The following is a 14,932-nucleotide window of genomic DNA, read 5'->3' as shown; positions in this document are numbered from 1 at the left end:
CGCTGGGTTTGAAAGCCGTGCTTGGACCGCGTCGCGCTATGCGCGACAATAGCGATCATTTTCGGAGCCCCCCATGACCGATTTCACTCCCGACGCCATCCTCGATGCCACCGGCCTGAACTGCCCAGAACCCGTCATGATGCTGCACCAGCACGTACGCAACCTGGCCGCCGGTGGCCTGCTCAAGGTCATCGCCACCGACCCGTCGACCCGCCGCGACATCCCCAAGTTCTGCAACTTCCTCGGCCACGAATTGCTGCAGCAGCAAGAGGACGCCGGCACTTTCCTGTACTGGATCCGCAAGAAAGCCGACTGAATCGCTCTGGAACACGCCCGGCGTTGCGCCTACACTGCGCTCCCCAGACAGGAGAGCGCCATGCTGATAGTTGCCGACGAGAACATCCCGCTGCTCGATGCCTTCTTCCAGGGTTTCGGTGAAATTCGCCGCTACCCCGGCCGAAGCCTCGATGCTGCCAGCGTCAAGGACGCCGATATCCTGCTGGTGCGCTCCGTGACCAAGGTCGACCGTCAGCTGCTCGAAGGCAGCCGTGTACGCTTTGTCGGCACTTGCACCATCGGCACTGATCACCTGGACCTGGATTACTTTGCAGAAGCCGGCATCCGCTGGAGCAGCGCACCTGGCTGCAATGCCCGCGGCGTGGTCGATTACGTGCTGGGCAGCCTGCTGACCCTGGCCGAACTGGATGGCGTGGCATTGCCTGAGCGCGTGTATGGCGTTGTGGGCGCGGGTGAAGTGGGTGGTCGCCTGGTGCGGGTGCTGCACGGTCTGGGCTGGAAGGTGCTGGTGTGCGACCCGTTGCGCCAGGCCGCGGAGGGCGGCGACTACGTCAGCCTCGAAACCATCCTGCAGCAGTGCGATGTGATCAGCTTGCATACCCCGTTGCAACGCGGCGGCGAGTACCCGACCTGGCACCTGCTGGGGCAGGCGCAGCTGGCACAGTTGCGCCCAGGGGCCTGGCTGTTAAACGCCAGCCGTGGCCCGGTGGTGGACAACGTGGCCCTGCGCGAGCTGCTGCTGGACCGCGAAGACGTGCACGCAGTGCTGGATGTGTGGGAAGGGGAGCCGCAGGTCGACCTGACGCTGGCCGACCTGTGCACCCTCGCTACGCCGCACATTGCCGGCTATAGCCTCGATGGCCGCCAGCGTGGTACGGCGCAGATCTACCAGGCGCTGTGCCGCTTCCTGGCTGTGGACGAGCAGGTGCGACTGGCCGAGCTGCTCCCCAGGCCGCCGCTGGCGCAGATCGAGCTGGATGCCAGCACCGACCTGTCCTGGGCCTTGGCCACCCTGTGTCGCGCCGTGTATGACCCGCGCCGCGATGATGCCGATTTCCGCCGTAGCCTGAGCGATGATCCGCAGCAGCAGCGAGCGGCGTTCGACCAGTTGCGCAAGCAATACCCGCCACGGCGCGAGATCGAGGGGCTGGCCGTGCGCTTGCACGGGGAGGCGCCGCAGTTGGCGCAGTTGGTCAGTGCCCTGGGTGGGGTGTTGGTCTAAGCAAGCCTTGTCTTGATCTTGCAGGTAGGTGTGGTTACCTGTTGGGGCGGCCAAGCCCGCTGGCTGGGCCGATAAAAACCCGGCGCAAGCGCCGGGTTGCAAAAAATTCGCCGATCAACCTTTGCGTACGCGCTCGACACGGCTTTCTTCCAGAGCCTTGCAGGCCTGCTGGATCATCTGCTCGGTGATCGGCACTTCGCGCCCCTTGGCGTCGATGATCGAACCGCATACTTGCGGTTGCGGGGAGGTCTGGGGCTTCTGGTTATCATTGCCATGCTGCAAGCTCATGCACTGTCTCCTCTTCAGGTTCAAGCTCAGGGTAGCCCTGCGCCGTGACTGGCCTGTGACAGCTTCTGGGTCACGGCAGCAACAGTCCAGCAGAAACCTTGTGAAAGCTCCATAAGCTGTTTAGATCGATGCGTTATAGCAACCTGCATGCAGTCTCCCGACAGGGATGAGTGGTAGGCTGCCGCTTCCCCACCCTTTTTGGTCGTCGCCATGCCCGAATCGGTTTCCCCGCGCCAACGCCGCGCCTTGCGCCTGGCTTGGCAGTTCGTTCGCCCTTATCGCCGGCATGTGCTGCTGGCATTGCTGGCGCTGGTGGTCACCGCTGCCATCACCCTGTCGATGGGCCAAGGCATCCGCCTGCTGGTGGATCAAGGCTTCATGACCCGCTCCGCGCATCAGCTCAATCAGACTATCGGGCTGTTCCTGCTGCTGGTGCTGGCGCTGGCAGTGGGTACCTTCAGCCGTTTCTACCTGGTGTCGTGGATTGGTGAGCGCTGTGTGGCCGATATCCGTCGTGCCGTCTTCGACCACCTGATCGGCCTGCACCCAGGTTTTTTCGAAGACAACCGCAGCTCCGAGATCCAGTCGCGGCTGACAGCGGACACCACCTTGCTGCAATCAGTGATCGGTTCATCGCTGTCGATGTTCCTGCGCAACGCGCTGATGGTCATTGGCGGTGTGGCATTGCTGTTCATCACCAACCCCAAGCTCACCAGCATCGTGGTGGTAACGCTGCCGCTGGTGTTGGCACCGATCCTGCTGTTCGGCCGTCGTGTGCGCAGCCTGTCGCGGCAGAGCCAGGACAGGGTCGCCGATGTGGGCAGCTACGTGGCTGAGACGCTGGGGCAGATCAAGACCGTGCAGGCCTACAACCACCAGGCGCACGACCGCGAACTGTTCGCCGATACGGTCGAAGCAGCGTTTACTGTTGCCCGCAAGCGGATTACCCAGCGTGCCTGGCTGATTACCCTGGTGATCGTGCTGGTGTTGGGGGCGGTGGGGGTGATGCTGTGGGTCGGCGGCATGGATGTGATCGCCGGGCGTATCTCCGCAGGCGAGCTGGCTGCATTCGTGTTCTACAGCCTGATCGTCGGCAGCGCCTTCGGTACCCTCAGTGAGGTGATCGGCGAGCTGCAGCGGGCCGCGGGTGCCGCCGAGCGCATTGCCGAACTGTTGGCCGCGCGCAGTGCCATCCTGCCGCCCGCCGTGACGCAGGTACTGCCGCGGCAGCGGGCCAGTGGGCGTATCGAGCTGCAGCAGGTGGTGTTCGCTTACCCTTCTCGGCCCACGGTGGCGGCTGTCGACGGCCTGAGCCTGACCATCGAGCCCGGCCAGACCGTCGCCCTGGTAGGCCCTTCCGGGGCAGGCAAGTCGACCCTGTTCGATTTGTTGCTGCGCTTTTACGACCCCCAGCAAGGCCGCATCCTGCTTGATGGCCAGCCGGTTACCGAGCTTGATCCCGACCAACTGCGCCGGCAGTTCGCCTTGGTGGCACAAAACCCCTCGCTATTCCGTGGCACGGTGGAGGCCAACATTCGGTATGGCCGGCCCGAGGCGTCCTTGGCTGACGTCGAAGCAGCAGCCCGTGGCGCCCATGCCGACGAATTCATCCGGCAACTGCCCCAAGGCTACCAGACACAACTGGGGGAGGGCGGCAACGGCCTTTCTGGCGGGCAGCGTCAGCGCCTGGCGATCGCCCGGGCCTTGTTGGTCGATGCGCCGATCCTGTTGCTGGACGAAGCCACCAGTGCCCTCGATGCACAAAGCGAATACTTGATCCAGCAAGCGCTGCCCAGCCTGATGGCCGGTCGTACCACGCTGGTAATCGCCCATCGCCTGGCCACGGTGCAGCATGCCGAGCGCATCGCGGTCATCGACCAGGGCCGGTTGGTGGCGGTGGGCACCCATCGTCAGTTGATCGAGGATAGCCCGTTGTATGCGCGGCTGGCAGCGTTGCAGTTCACTACGGGTTAGCTTGTCGTGGCTCTGTAACATTTCTGTAGTAATTGCCTGAGAGTATTTGCCTCAACTGTTGCGTAAGTGCTCGACCTGGCTGCCATTGCGTGATGGCAGCTTTTTTTTGGCCTGCCAGTAATGAGGCTGTAAAACGGCCTCAGCCTACTCCCTCTGGTTCCGAGACCCTCGATGTTGCGTAAATCCCTCAGAGTGCAAATTCTCTCGCTGCTCGGCGGCAGTGTGCTGGCGATGCTGCTGATCGCCTTGGTGTGTTTCCAGTTCCTGTCGTCCAGCGTACGTGGCTACGCCGAGCTGGTCGACGGGCCGCTGCGGGCCTCGCAATTGATTGACGAAGCCAACTTGCAGTTCAAGATTCAGGTGCAGGAATGGAAGAACGTGCTATTGCGCGGGCGCCAACCTGCGGAGATGGACAAGTACTGGCAGCAGTTCCAGGCCCGCGAACAGCAAGTACAACAACTGCTCGGGCAATTGATCGACAATAGCGATGCCAGGCTCAAGGCGTCGCTGCAGGAATTGCGCGACAGTCACCGCCAGTTGGGCCAGGCGTATGCGCAAGGCCGCCAGGCCTTCCTTGCGGCAGGCGGCGACCCGGTAGCGGGCGACCGGGCGGTCAAAGGCGTGGATCGTGCTGCCAGTGAGCAGATGAGCGAACTGGTGGAGCAATTGCGCGCCGATGCCCGTCAGCGTGCAGCCAGCATCAATGCCAGTGCCGAGCGTACGGTATGGTTGGGCCTGCTGGTGATGCTGGCTTCTGCGGTGCTGGTGGGGCTGCTCAGTCTGTGGCTGGTCAACCGTAGCCTGATCGAGCCGATCCGTCAGTTGATCGAGTACGTCGCGCAGCTCAGCCAGGGCTGCTTTGCGGCCCGGGTCGACAGCCGTCGGGAGGATGAGTTGGGGCGCCTGGCGCGGGCGGCCAACACCCTGCGTGACTTCCTTGCCGACACTGTCGGCCGGCTGCAGGACAACGCTCAGGAGCTGGAAGGTGCCAGCGGCCAGTTGCGCAATATTGCCGGTGACATGGCCCGCGGTACTCATGACCAGTTCCAGCGTACCGACCAAGTGGCCACGGCCATGCACGAAATGTCCGCCACTGCCCAAGAGGTCGCTCGCCACGCCGCCGAGGCTGCCCGTGCGGCCGATGACGCCGACCACAGCGCCCAGGCAGGCGAGCAGGTGATGCAGCAGACCATCGATATCATCGGGTTGGTCAACCGTGAGATTGCCGGCACGGCGACGGTAATTCGCGATCTGGAGCATGACAGCACACGTATAGGCAAAGTGCTGGAAGTCATCCGCGGCATTGCTGAACAGACCAACCTGCTGGCGCTTAACGCGGCCATCGAAGCAGCCCGTGCTGGCGAAGCCGGGCGTGGTTTTGCGGTGGTCGCCGATGAGGTGCGTAGCCTGGCCCAACGCACGGCAGCGTCGATTGCAGAGATCCACCAGATCATCGAAGCGGTACAGTCGGGGGCTGTGGAGGCGGTCAAGGCCATCGAAAGTGGCCAGCAACGTAGCCAGGAAGGGGCTGAGCAGGTCGAGCAGGCCGGGCAGATGCTGCAACGTATCACCCTGGCCGTGGAGGCGATCCGTGACATGAACCGGCAAATCGCTACAGCGGCCGAGGAGCAGACCAGCGTGGCCGAAGATATCTCGCGCAACCTGATCGAAATTACCCGCATTGCCACAGCCAACCAGGAAGCGGTCCAGCATACCGAGCAGGCGGGGCAGCGCCTGCATGGTTTGTCAGGGCAGTTGGGCGAAGTCACCTCCCGCCTGAGCGCCTGACTCGGCTTGCAGTGGTTGGAGGGGACCACGGTGGCTGAAGCTGCGCACTGAGTATTTCTCGCACACAGCAAAAAGCCCGCACATGGCGGGCTTTTTGACAAGGATTTGGTCGGAGAGACAGGATTCGAACCTGCGGCCTTCTCGTCCCGAACGAGACGCGCTACCTGGCTGCGCTACACTCCGATGAACAAAATCCTACTGCATCCCGTTTTTGCTCGCAAGCCCTTGTTGTTTAAAGGGCCATGGCCTGAACGGGGCCTGATCAGAGCTCTTTGACGGTGCGGATCTGGTCCTTGTTCAGGCGTGTGCGCTTGCCGTCGAGTTGCTCGAATTCATAGAAGCCCGAGTCTTCGTCGTAGGACGGTTTGTCGGTTGCCTGGATCTCCCGGCCATCGTTCAGGGTAATGACGGTTGGGGTCGAGCAGCCAGCGAGGGCGCCCAAGCCCAAGGCGAGCAGGAAGGCGGGTAGGGTCCGTTTGATCATCGTGTTTCTCCAAGTGCGATGGTGCTAGATGACATTTATGACGCAGGACGTTAGTGCAAGTTCACTCCAAGTGCAGCATAGCGACTAATTCGTCCCCTTGACCCAGGGCAAGGCTGATGGGGGCAGCGCCGGATAAAGGTACGCTGTGATATAACTGCGCCCATCTCATCCTGTTGTGACGGACACCCATGAAAGCCAAGGCAGATACCCCCTTCGTGGCGCTGAACATCGCCGTGCTCACGGTCAGCGACACCCGTACCTTCGACACCGACACCTCTGGCCAGATGTTCGTCGACCGCCTGAGCGCCGCCGGTCATCGCCTTGCCGAGCGTGTGCTGCTCAAGGATGACCTGTACAAGATCCGAGCCCAGGTCGCCACATGGATTGCCGATGACAGCGTGCAAGTGGTGCTGATCACGGGCGGCACAGGGTTTACCGGTCGCGACAGCACCCCCGAGGCGGTGGCCTGCCTGCTGGACAAGCAAGTGGACGGTTTTGGCGAGCTGTTCCGGCAGATTTCCGTGGCCGACATTGGCACCTCAACCGTGCAGTCGCGTGCCTTGGCCGGGCTGGCCAACGGCACGCTGGTGTGCTGCCTGCCGGGCTCGACCAACGCTGTGCGTACCGGTTGGGATGGCATCCTGGCCGAGCAGCTTGATGCCCGTCATCGCCCGTGCAACTTCGTGGCGCACCTGAAGCAGGCAGCGGCCTGCGACAGCCGTGGCTGAGGTCAGCCAAGCCCGGCCGCTGATGCCGGTGGAGCAGGCGCTGGAGCAATTGCTGGCACTGGCCGAGGCTGCGCCGATCCGCGAGATCGAAAACCTGCCGCTGGCCGAAGCCGAAGGCCGCGTGCTGGCCACCGACCTGGTGGCCTCGCTCGACCTTCCACCCTGGCCGAACAGCGCCATGGACGGTTATGCCTTGCGCCTGGCTGACTGGCAGGGCCAGCCGCTGCCGGTCAGCCAGCGTATTTTCGCCGGCCATGCGCCCCAGCCGCTGCAACCGGGTACCTGTGCGCGGATCTTCACCGGTGCGCCTGTGCCGGAGGGGGCCGACTGCGTCGAGATGCAGGAAAACACCGAAGTACTCGACGATGGCCGGGTGCGCTTTCTCGAAGGGTTGCGGGCCGAGCAGAACATACGCCCTCAAGGCCAGGAAACCCGCAACGGCGAGCAGGTGATGAGCGCCGGCACCCGACTTGGGCCGATCGAACTGGGCTTGGCGGCGACCTTGGGGTATGGCCGCCTGGACGTGGTACGCAAGGTGAAAGTGGCGGTGCTGTCGACCGGCGACGAACTGGTCGAGCCCGGCCTGCCGCTGGGACCCGGGCAAATCTACAACAGCAACCGCAGGCTGCTGGTCAGCTGGTTGCAGCGGCTGGGTTGCGAAGTAGTCGATGCTGGCATCTTGCCGGATGACCTGGCGCGCACTCGCACCTGCCTGTCCGAGCTGGGTGACGTAGACCTGATTCTGTCCACTGGAGGTGTCTCGGTGGGCGAGGCCGACTACCTCGGTGCTGCCCTGCGCGAGGCCGGCGAACTGGCGTTGTGGAAGCTGGCGATCAAACCGGGCAAGCCGCTGACCTTCGGCCACTTCCAGGGCGTGCCGGTGATCGGCTTGCCGGGCAATCCGGCCTCGACCTTGGTCACCTTCGGTCTGCTGACCAGGCCCTACCTGCTGCGTCGTCAGGGTGTAGTTGACGTCACGCCGCTACGTTTCGACGTGCCGGCTGGGTTTGACTGGCCCAAGCCTGGTACGCGCCGCGAATACCTGCGCGCGCGCATCGAGCAGGGTCGGGTGCGCATCTACAAGAACCAGAGCTCGGGTGTGCTGCGTAGCGCAGCCTGGGCCGAGGGGCTGGTGGAAGTGCGTGAAGGCAGCACGCCGAAACAGGGCGACAGCGTGCCATTCATCCCCTTCAGCGAGCTACTTGGCTGAGCGGCCCAGCCAGGCACTGGCCAGCGGCGCGGCTTCGGCCGGTGCCGCCTGGGTCAGGCGTATGTGCACATTCTCCAGTTGTTGGGCGGCCACGCTCCAGTCGTGGCGCTGGCGGGCAAACTGGCGCCCGGCAGCGCTCAATTGGCTCATGCGCCAAGGCTGGTTGAGCAGTTGGGTGATCAGCAGCGCCAGCAGATCACCGTCGTCACTGCCCAAGTAGTGCTCGCCGTTATTCACGCTCAGGCCTGAAACGCCCTTGTCGGTGGTTATCACGGGTAAGCCGGCGGCCATCGCTTCGAGGATTTTCACCTTCGAGCCACCGGCATAGCGCAGGGGGGCGAAGAACAGCGCTGAACATCGTTGCAGTTCACGCAGGTCGGGTCGGTAGCCGAACCATTCGATGCGTGGGTCGTTCCAGTGAAGTTTCCAGTTGGCCGGCATGGCGTGCCCGGCAATAGCCAGACGCACCGCCGGGTTGCTCATCCACACCTTCGGCATGATGTCGTCCAGTGCCCACTCGATGGCCTCCAGATTGGCGCCATATTCGAAATTGCCGACGAACAACAGACGCTGGCTGTGCACCGCAGGTTGCACTTGCTGGTAGTAGTCACAATCCACGCCGTTGACCACCACATTCACCGGACGCCCGCTGATCTGCGCGATCAGCTCGGCATCGTGGGCGCAGACGGCCACCAGTTCGGTGGGTTGGCGCAGCACACGGTGTTCCCAGCGCCGGTAGCGCCAGCGGTCGAAGGCGTTGAGCGGGCGCAGCCACAGCGGCAGGCGGTCGTGGCAGGCACCGCCCATTACCGACTCCAGGTTGTGCTCGCTAAGCATGTAGGGCAGCCCGCGAGCCTGCAGGGCTTTTTCGAACGGCTGGAAGCTGTAACTGTGCTCGATCTGGATCACGTCCCAGGGTTCGTCCAGTAATTGCTCGAACCGGTGCCGCAGGCGAGGCGCCAGGCCATTGATGATTGCCCGCATGGGGTAGTCGATGATGGGTGAAGCGAGCAGGTTGAGTGGACTGTGCAGTGGTCTGCGGGGTAGCACGACAAGGCGTTCGAGGAGTGGCTCCAGGGCCTCACGTGCTGCATCGCTGAGAGGGATTTTCGACTGCACCAGCAGGGTGATCCGGTGGCCGCGCTGCGCCAGTGCGCGCAGCAGATGGTATTGCCGGGTTTTGTGGCCGCTGGTGGTCGGCCAAGGCAGGTAGGGCAGTGTCCAGAGAATGCGCATGACCCGAAGTCCTCGCGAAAGGCTGCAGATAGCAAAACGCGCCCGTTGGCAGCAGTGGGGGAGCCACTGCCGGGCGCGTCCATGGCAATAGGGGTATCTGCTGAGCATAGCCGGGATTGCCACATGTGGAAAAAATGACCGGCAACGCGATCACTCGCAGAAGCGCCGCTTGGCCAATGTTTTTTCCAGGGCATGCAACGAACCGGGCGGGCCAGTGGTCGAGATTTGGGTTGGTCCATTTTACGGAGATGCGCACATGCAAGGGCGCAAGGCAATGCTGGTGCTGCACGGCAAGCAGGCGATGAACGAAGAGGTGCGCAGCGCCGTGCGCGACCTGCGCGAGAGTGGCTGGGTGCTGGATGTACGGGTGACCTGGGAGGCGGGCGATGCCCAACGGCTGGTTGCCGAGGCACTGGCGGCGGGTTACAGCCATATCGTCGCCGGTGGCGGGGACGGCACGTTGCGTGATGTGGCCGAGGCCATGGGATTGGCTGCTACCAAAGCCAGCCTGACCTTGTTGCCATTGGGCACTGCCAACGATTTTGCCAAGGCCGCTGGCATTCCCCTGGAGCCGGCGTCGGCGCTGGCCTTGCTGAATGTCGCGCCACAACCCATAGACCTGGGGCAGGCTGGCGATCAGCTGTTCCTCAACATGGCCACGGGTGGCTTTGGCAGCCAGGTCACTGCCAATACCTCCGAAGACCTCAAGAAAGTGCTGGGCGCTGCCGCTTACCTGTTCACCGGATTGTCCCGCTTCAGTGAGCTTCAGGCGGCTTCGGTGGAGCTACAGGGGCCGGGTTTCCATTGGCAAGGGGATTTGCTGGCGCTGGGTATCGGCAATGGCCGCCAGGCCGGGGGCGGGCAGGTGTTGTGCCCCGAAGCCCTGGTCAACGATGGCTTGCTTGAAGTCGCCATTCTGCCTGCGCCACAGGAGATGGTGGGAGCTCTGCGTGACCTGTTGGGCGGTGACGGCCTGTTCATTCGGGCCAGGCTGCCATGGGTCGAGATCAAGAGTTCGCAAGGGTTGGACATCAACCTCGATGGCGAGCCGTTGCAGGCCGCCAACCTGCGCTTTCAGGCGAGACCGGCGGCGTTGCACCTGCACCTGCCAGCCGGGTCGCCGTTGCTCAGTCATCCAGGCTGATGATTTTTTCGCGTACGGCGAACAGCACCAGGCCGGCCACGTCGTGAATCTGCAGGCGCTTCATGATTTGCGATCGGTGAGTTTCCACGGTTTTGATCGACAGGCCAAGGCCCGCAGCGATTTCCCGAGTGGACTTGCCGCGTACGATCAGGCGCAGGATCTCAAGCTGCCGTGAAGTCAGATTATGCCGTTCGCCAGCGCTTTGCTTGCCCTGCTTGGTGTGCCGCAGCGCCTGGTTGATGACGGTGTGGGCGATGGCCGGGCTGAGGTAGCGCTCACCATGGCGTACTGCACCCAGGGCCTGTTCCAGCTCCGTGGCGCTGGTATCCTTGAGCAGGTAGCCGTGGGCGCCGCTTTCCAGGGCGCGCATGATCAGGTCCGGGTCGGTGTGCATGGACAGGATCAGCACTTTGCAGGTACTGCCGCTGGCCCGCAGTTGGGTGAGGGCGTCCAGGCCGCTGGTCGAACGCATGGAGATGTCCAGCAAGATGATGTCGGGCGTCAGTGTGCGTACCTGGTCGAGTAGCTGGTTGCCGTCGTCGGCTTCGCCGATCACGTCATAGCCGGGGATATCGCAGACCAGTGCGCGCACTCCGGCGCGGATCAGCGAGTGGTCATCTACCAGCAGTAGTCTACAGGTCATGGTTAGTAATACTCCTGGCGCGTTCCTGGGTGCGCGGGGACCACGGGAACATCGCTTCGATCTGCGTGCCTCGGCCAGGCTGACTGGTGATGTCGAGGCTGCCCTGCAGCGCGATTACCCGCTCCTGCATGCCGGCCAGGCCGCGCTGACCGGCCTCGGCCGGGTGCCGGGCAGGGGCGAAACCACGACCATCGTCGTGGATCGACAGCGCCAGCCCCTCAGGGGTGCGTTGCAGGCGGATGACCAGGTTGTGTGCCTGGGCGTGGCGCAACATGTTGGTCACCGCCTCCTGGGTAATACGGAACACTGCCATGGCCACGGCTTCGTCGATGCCGCCCAGGCGCTGGTTGCACGCCAGGCTCCAGTGCACGCCGCTGCTGGCCAGGGTGCGTACCAGGTGCGCGCGCAGGCTGGCTTCCAGACCAAGGCTGGCCAACTGTCGGGGGTTGAGCAGCGCGGAAACATCGCGCACATTACCAAGGGTGTCATCCAGTGTGCTGCGCAGGGCGTCGCAGTGCCCCTGCAACTCGTCGGGCATTCGCCGCTGCAGCCACTGCAGTTGCAGCTTGGCAGCGGTGAGCAGTTGACCGATGTCGTCGTGCAGTTCCCGGCCCAGATGCTGACGCTCGTCTTCTTGCACCTTGAGCATGCGCTCGGCCAGCTCAGCCGGGCGCAGGTGGATCGACCTGGCGCCCAGGCCCAGTTGCACAGCAGCGCCCAGCGTGGCGACCAACTGAAGCACCATCAGGCTGGCCGGGATTGTCTGATTGGCCAGGTACAGCGCCATGTTGGCAACCAGTGAGGCCACGCACAGCCCGACCGTTGCCCAGCGCAGCACGGCGGCGCGGGAGCAGCAATGCAAAGAAGTCTTCAAGCGTGGAAACATAGGTAGGGAGGCCACTGAAGTATTGCTGATGGAGGCCTTGCACAATGCTGCTCAGAGGCTTTGGCGCAGTACTTTCGTTGTTTTTTTGAACACGTATTCTTGCCACCTTTGTTCCGGTCGCAAGCGTTTGTGGGGGCGCATATTACCACTTTGCATTGCATCGGTCGCGGCCGGGTAACGCGTTGAAACGCCTACTGGTCGGGCGCTTTCGGGTAGCAAAGTGCCACCCTTTAATCGCGCTGTACCCACTTGTGCTGTAACTAGTGCGGCAATGATTCAACGGCATGCACCGAAAGCCTGGTGAACTTTCCAAGTTCGACCATGGTCGGGTTTCAATAATGTTGCTTAGTTGCACTTTGCGTCAGGTTAATGCGTGCGGTTAGAGGGGTTAGAGCGGGTGCCGGTTGCCGCGTCACTGTGCGGGTGAATGCAGGTGCTGCCTTCTTCATCGCAGGACGCACAGGCTGGCGCAAAGGGGGGTTGTACGACCTTGGCCAATTCACCCAGCAGCACCAGTTGCTCGCCGATGTCCAGGTTCAGCCGCCCTGTACGGCTATCGACCAGCTCCAACTGCCAGGCCAGCAAGGTCAGGCACGCCCCTATCGCGGGCAGGGCTTCACGCTGCAGGCAACCACCGTGACAGGCCGGGGCGAGCAACTGTTGCAGGGCGGTGGTGTAGTGGGCAACTTCACGCAGGCCCAGGCGCGTAGCTTGACGGGCGATAGTGTCGAGGGCGCTGCTCAGGCAACTGCAGGCATCCGGATCATTGTCTATCAGCTCCAGATGCTGCAGGCATTCCTGGGCCTGGGTCAGCAGTACCTGGGCATCCAGCAGGAAGCCCTGCAGGGCGTCATCGAACGATAAGGCAGTGTCCATCATCAAGTCCCCGCGCGTGGGGTAGGCGCAGGGGGCGGGCACGCCGAAACGATAGCTAGCAAAAGCCTGACTCCATTCATGCAATGAGAATGGCGTCACATTAATGGCTAAAGGATATCGCGAACATCAGGTTGCACCCGATTGCCGCTAAGGGTTTCCCTGATCAAGGGCTAGGGTAGGGAACTTTTGCCGTGCCCCTGATTTGCCCCGATGTGTCGGCAGTAAAGCATGATGTTAAAGTGATATCAATTATCCGCGCGGCATTTTCCCGCAAGGGTCAAGGTGTGCGTGAAGCCGCCGATACAGGGTAAATGATTTCACCTTTTTCGACTCAAGCCTGGGGGCTTTCCAATGGCTGGCATTCTCGACACGGTAGACCAACGCACGCAACTGGTGGGTGAGAACCGCCTGGAAATTCTGATGTTTCGCCTGGCCGGTCGCCAGCTGTTCGCGATCAACGTGTTCAAGGTGCAGGAAGTACTGCAACTGCCCAAGCTGACCCTGATGCCCCAGCGGCACGCCTATGTCTGCGGTGTGGTCAACCTGCGCGGGCAGACCCTGCCGGTGATCGACCTGTCCCAGGCGATCGGTATGCGCCCGCTACAGCCGGGGCCGGACAGCACCATCATCGTCACCGAATACAACCGCTCGGTGCAGGCCTTCCTGGTGGGCGGTGTCGACCGCATCGTCAACATGAACTGGGAGTCGATCATGCCGCCGCCTTCCAGTGCCGGTCGCCAGCACTACCTGACTGCCATCACCAAGGTCGATGAGAAGCTGGTGGAAGTGATCGACGTGGAAAAGGTGCTGGCCGAAATCGTGCCCTACAACGCCCGGGTCTCTGGCGACAAGCTCGCCGACCCAGTGCTGGCCCGGGCCCGCGGCCGCGAGGTGCTGCTGGTGGACGACTCCAGTGTGGCCCTGGCGCAATTGCGCGACACCCTGTCCCAACTGGGCATGAAGCTGCATGTGGCCAGTGATGGCCTGAAAGCGCTGCGCATGCTCAAGGGCTGGGCCGATGCCGGCGAGGACGTGTGCGAGAAGCTGCTGATGGTGTTTACCGATGCAGAAATGCCGGAAATGGACGGCTATCGGCTGACCACCGAGATCCGCAGCGATGCCCGCCTGCGCCAGCTCTATGTGGTACTGCACACGTCGCTGTCAGGCAGTTTCAACGAATCCATGGTGAAGAAGGTGGGTTGTGACAACTTCCTTTCCAAGTTCCAGCCTGATCGCCTTGTCGATGTGGTCAAGCAGCGCCTGTTGCTGGATACCACCGCTGCGTGAACGTTGTGCCTGCCAGGTATAAGCTTGGCTTTTGGCATGACGCGAGGCAGCAGGGATGTTTCTCAGTGAGTTGTATCGATACCCGGTGAAGTCGGGGCAGGCGCAAAGCCTGAAGGCATCACCGGTGGGGTTGCTGGGGTTGCAAGGCGACCGGCGCTGGATGGTGGTCGAGGAAGAAAACGGACGCTTTCTGACCCAGCGTGCCTGGCCACAACTTGGCCAGATCGACGCGAGCGATGACGACAGCGGCCAGTTGCTGCTGCAAGCCCCTGGACAGGCGCCGTTGCGGGTGTCTGTACCGCCAGCCGATGACGCCCTGCGCGGCGTGACGATCTGGCGCGATACCCTGCGTGTGCCAGACGCTGGCGATGCGGCGGCGGCCTGGTTGAGCGAGTTGCTGGGCAAGGCCGTACGCCTGGTGCATTGCCCGGAGCAGCGTGCGCGTTACCTGCCCAATGGTTACGGATTCAACAGTGACCGTGCGGCGTTTCCAGATGGCTTCCCCTTGCTGCTGATTGGGCAGGGCTCGCTGGATGAGCTTAATCGGCGTATTGGCCGGCCCATGTCGATGCTGCGCTTTCGGCCCAACCTGGTGGTGCACGGCGCGGAGCCGTTTGCCGAGGATGGCTGGAAGCGGATTCGCATCGGCAGCTTGGTGTTCCGCGTGCTAAAGCCCAGCGTGCGGTGCATCTTCACGACCATCGATCCAGCCACTGGGGAGCGCAGCGCTGACCGTGAGCCGATGGCTACGCTGAAGACTTTCCGCGAAAAAGAAGGCGACGTGCTGTTCGGCCAGAACCTGGCGGTGGATGGCAGTGGGTGGCTGGAGGTGGGGATGGAAGTAGAAATCCTGGAATAGGTGTGTTGCC

15 protein-coding genes, 1 tRNA gene and 1 pseudogene are annotated in these 14,932 nt (G+C 62.8%); 10 read left to right on the top strand and 7 right to left on the bottom strand.

The features are described 5' to 3' along the window. Nucleotides 1–73 precede the first annotated feature (73 nt). The gene (tusA, locus tag ACF8EF_RS16850; protein ID WP_003248727.1) at nt 74–316 is read left to right on the top strand and encodes a sulfurtransferase TusA; all 243 of its coding nucleotides are present in this window, start codon (nt 74–76) and stop codon (nt 314–316) included. Nucleotides 317–376: 60 nt separating this feature from the next. Then, nucleotides 377–1,519 (top strand): 4-phosphoerythronate dehydrogenase PdxB, encoded by a 1,143-nt coding sequence (gene pdxB, locus ACF8EF_RS16845; RefSeq protein WP_392460638.1) that lies wholly within the window; start codon nt 377–379, stop codon nt 1,517–1,519. Between the two features lie 114 nt (nt 1,520–1,633). Here the strand turns inward: pdxB and ACF8EF_RS16840 are convergent, their stop codons facing one another. After that, a complete protein-coding gene (locus ACF8EF_RS16840; RefSeq protein ID WP_176684833.1) occupies nt 1,634–1,807 on the bottom strand; it encodes a PA1571 family protein in 174 nt (57 codons plus the stop codon). Between the two features lie 210 nt (nt 1,808–2,017). Here ACF8EF_RS16840 and ACF8EF_RS16835 point away from each other — a divergent pair, with 210 nt between their 5' ends. From ACF8EF_RS16835 to ACF8EF_RS16825, 3 genes and pseudogenes are all read left to right on the top strand, one after another. Further along, nucleotides 2,018–3,781 (top strand): ABC transporter transmembrane domain-containing protein, encoded by a 1,764-nt coding sequence (locus ACF8EF_RS16835; RefSeq protein WP_392460637.1) that lies wholly within the window; start codon nt 2,018–2,020, stop codon nt 3,779–3,781. Between the two features lie 171 nt (nt 3,782–3,952). Further along, a pseudogene (locus tag ACF8EF_RS16830) lies at nt 3,953–4,636 on the top strand (methyl-accepting chemotaxis protein); the annotation flags it as partial. 165 nt (nt 4,637–4,801) lie between these two features. Further along, nucleotides 4,802–5,569 (top strand): methyl-accepting chemotaxis protein, encoded by a 768-nt coding sequence (locus ACF8EF_RS16825; RefSeq protein ID WP_392460641.1) that lies wholly within the window; start codon nt 4,802–4,804, stop codon nt 5,567–5,569. Between the two features lie 106 nt (nt 5,570–5,675). Here the strand turns inward: ACF8EF_RS16825 and ACF8EF_RS16820 are convergent. Both ACF8EF_RS16820 and ACF8EF_RS16815 read right to left on the bottom strand, forming a co-directional pair. Further along, a tRNA-Pro gene (locus ACF8EF_RS16820) sits at nt 5,676–5,752 on the bottom strand. Between the two features lie 79 nt (nt 5,753–5,831). Next, nucleotides 5,832–6,053, bottom strand: coding sequence for a YgdI/YgdR family lipoprotein (locus tag ACF8EF_RS16815; protein ID WP_003248738.1), 222 nt, complete (start codon nt 6,051–6,053; stop codon nt 5,832–5,834). A 188-nt stretch (nt 6,054–6,241) separates the two neighbouring features. Between ACF8EF_RS16815 and moaB the strand changes: the two genes are divergently transcribed. Further along, a complete protein-coding gene (gene moaB / locus ACF8EF_RS16810; protein WP_176684836.1) occupies nt 6,242–6,781 on the top strand; it encodes a molybdenum cofactor biosynthesis protein B in 540 nt (179 codons plus the stop codon). A 22-nt stretch (nt 6,782–6,803) separates the two neighbouring features. Further along, nucleotides 6,804–7,991 carry a gephyrin-like molybdotransferase Glp gene (gene glp / locus ACF8EF_RS16805; RefSeq protein ID WP_176684930.1) on the top strand — a complete coding sequence of 396 codons (1,188 nt, stop codon included), beginning with the start codon at nt 6,804–6,806 and terminating at the stop codon, nt 7,989–7,991. Here the strand turns inward: glp and ACF8EF_RS16800 are convergent. Further along, nucleotides 7,980–9,227, bottom strand: coding sequence for a glycosyltransferase family 4 protein (locus tag ACF8EF_RS16800; RefSeq protein WP_176684837.1), 1,248 nt, complete (start codon nt 9,225–9,227; stop codon nt 7,980–7,982). The two genes, glp and ACF8EF_RS16800, sit on opposite strands and share 12 nt — an antisense overlap. 256 nt (nt 9,228–9,483) lie before the next feature. Between ACF8EF_RS16800 and yegS the strand changes: the two genes are divergently transcribed. Then, the gene (gene yegS / locus ACF8EF_RS16795; RefSeq protein WP_176684838.1) at nt 9,484–10,371 is read left to right on the top strand and encodes a lipid kinase YegS; all 888 of its coding nucleotides are present in this window, start codon (nt 9,484–9,486) and stop codon (nt 10,369–10,371) included. Here the strand turns inward: yegS and ACF8EF_RS16790 are convergent. The 3 genes from ACF8EF_RS16790 to ACF8EF_RS16780 form a co-directional block, all read right to left on the bottom strand. Then, nucleotides 10,355–11,014, bottom strand: coding sequence for a response regulator transcription factor (locus tag ACF8EF_RS16790; RefSeq protein WP_176684839.1), 660 nt, complete (start codon nt 11,012–11,014; stop codon nt 10,355–10,357). The two genes, yegS and ACF8EF_RS16790, sit on opposite strands and share 17 nt — an antisense overlap. Next, nucleotides 11,004–11,900: a sensor histidine kinase gene (locus ACF8EF_RS16785; protein ID WP_176684840.1), complete on the bottom strand. Its 897-nt coding sequence runs from the start codon at nt 11,898–11,900 to the stop codon at nt 11,004–11,006. Before ACF8EF_RS16785 ends, ACF8EF_RS16790 begins: the two co-directional genes overlap by 11 nt. A gap of 366 nt (nt 11,901–12,266) precedes the next feature. Further along, entirely contained in the window at nt 12,267–12,776 is a 510-nt protein-coding gene (locus tag ACF8EF_RS16780) for a histidine kinase (protein WP_176684841.1), read from the bottom strand. A gap of 351 nt (nt 12,777–13,127) precedes the next feature. Between ACF8EF_RS16780 and ACF8EF_RS16775 the strand changes: the two genes are divergently transcribed. Beyond that, nucleotides 13,128–14,063, top strand: coding sequence for a chemotaxis protein CheV (locus ACF8EF_RS16775; protein WP_003248753.1), 936 nt, complete (start codon nt 13,128–13,130; stop codon nt 14,061–14,063). Nucleotides 14,064–14,118: 55 nt separating this feature from the next. Beyond that, complete coding sequence (locus tag ACF8EF_RS16770) at nt 14,119–14,922, top strand: MOSC domain-containing protein (protein WP_176684843.1); 804 nt, start codon at nt 14,119–14,121, stop codon at nt 14,920–14,922. The last annotated feature ends 10 nt before the right edge of the window (nt 14,923–14,932 follow it).

It is taken from the genome of Pseudomonas sp. zjy_15, from assembly GCF_043101865.1.
Classification (GTDB): domain Bacteria; phylum Pseudomonadota; class Gammaproteobacteria; order Pseudomonadales; family Pseudomonadaceae; genus Aquipseudomonas; species Aquipseudomonas putida_Y.
Note: the sequence above shows the minus strand (reverse complement) of the source record. Positions and strands in the feature narration are given on the sequence as shown.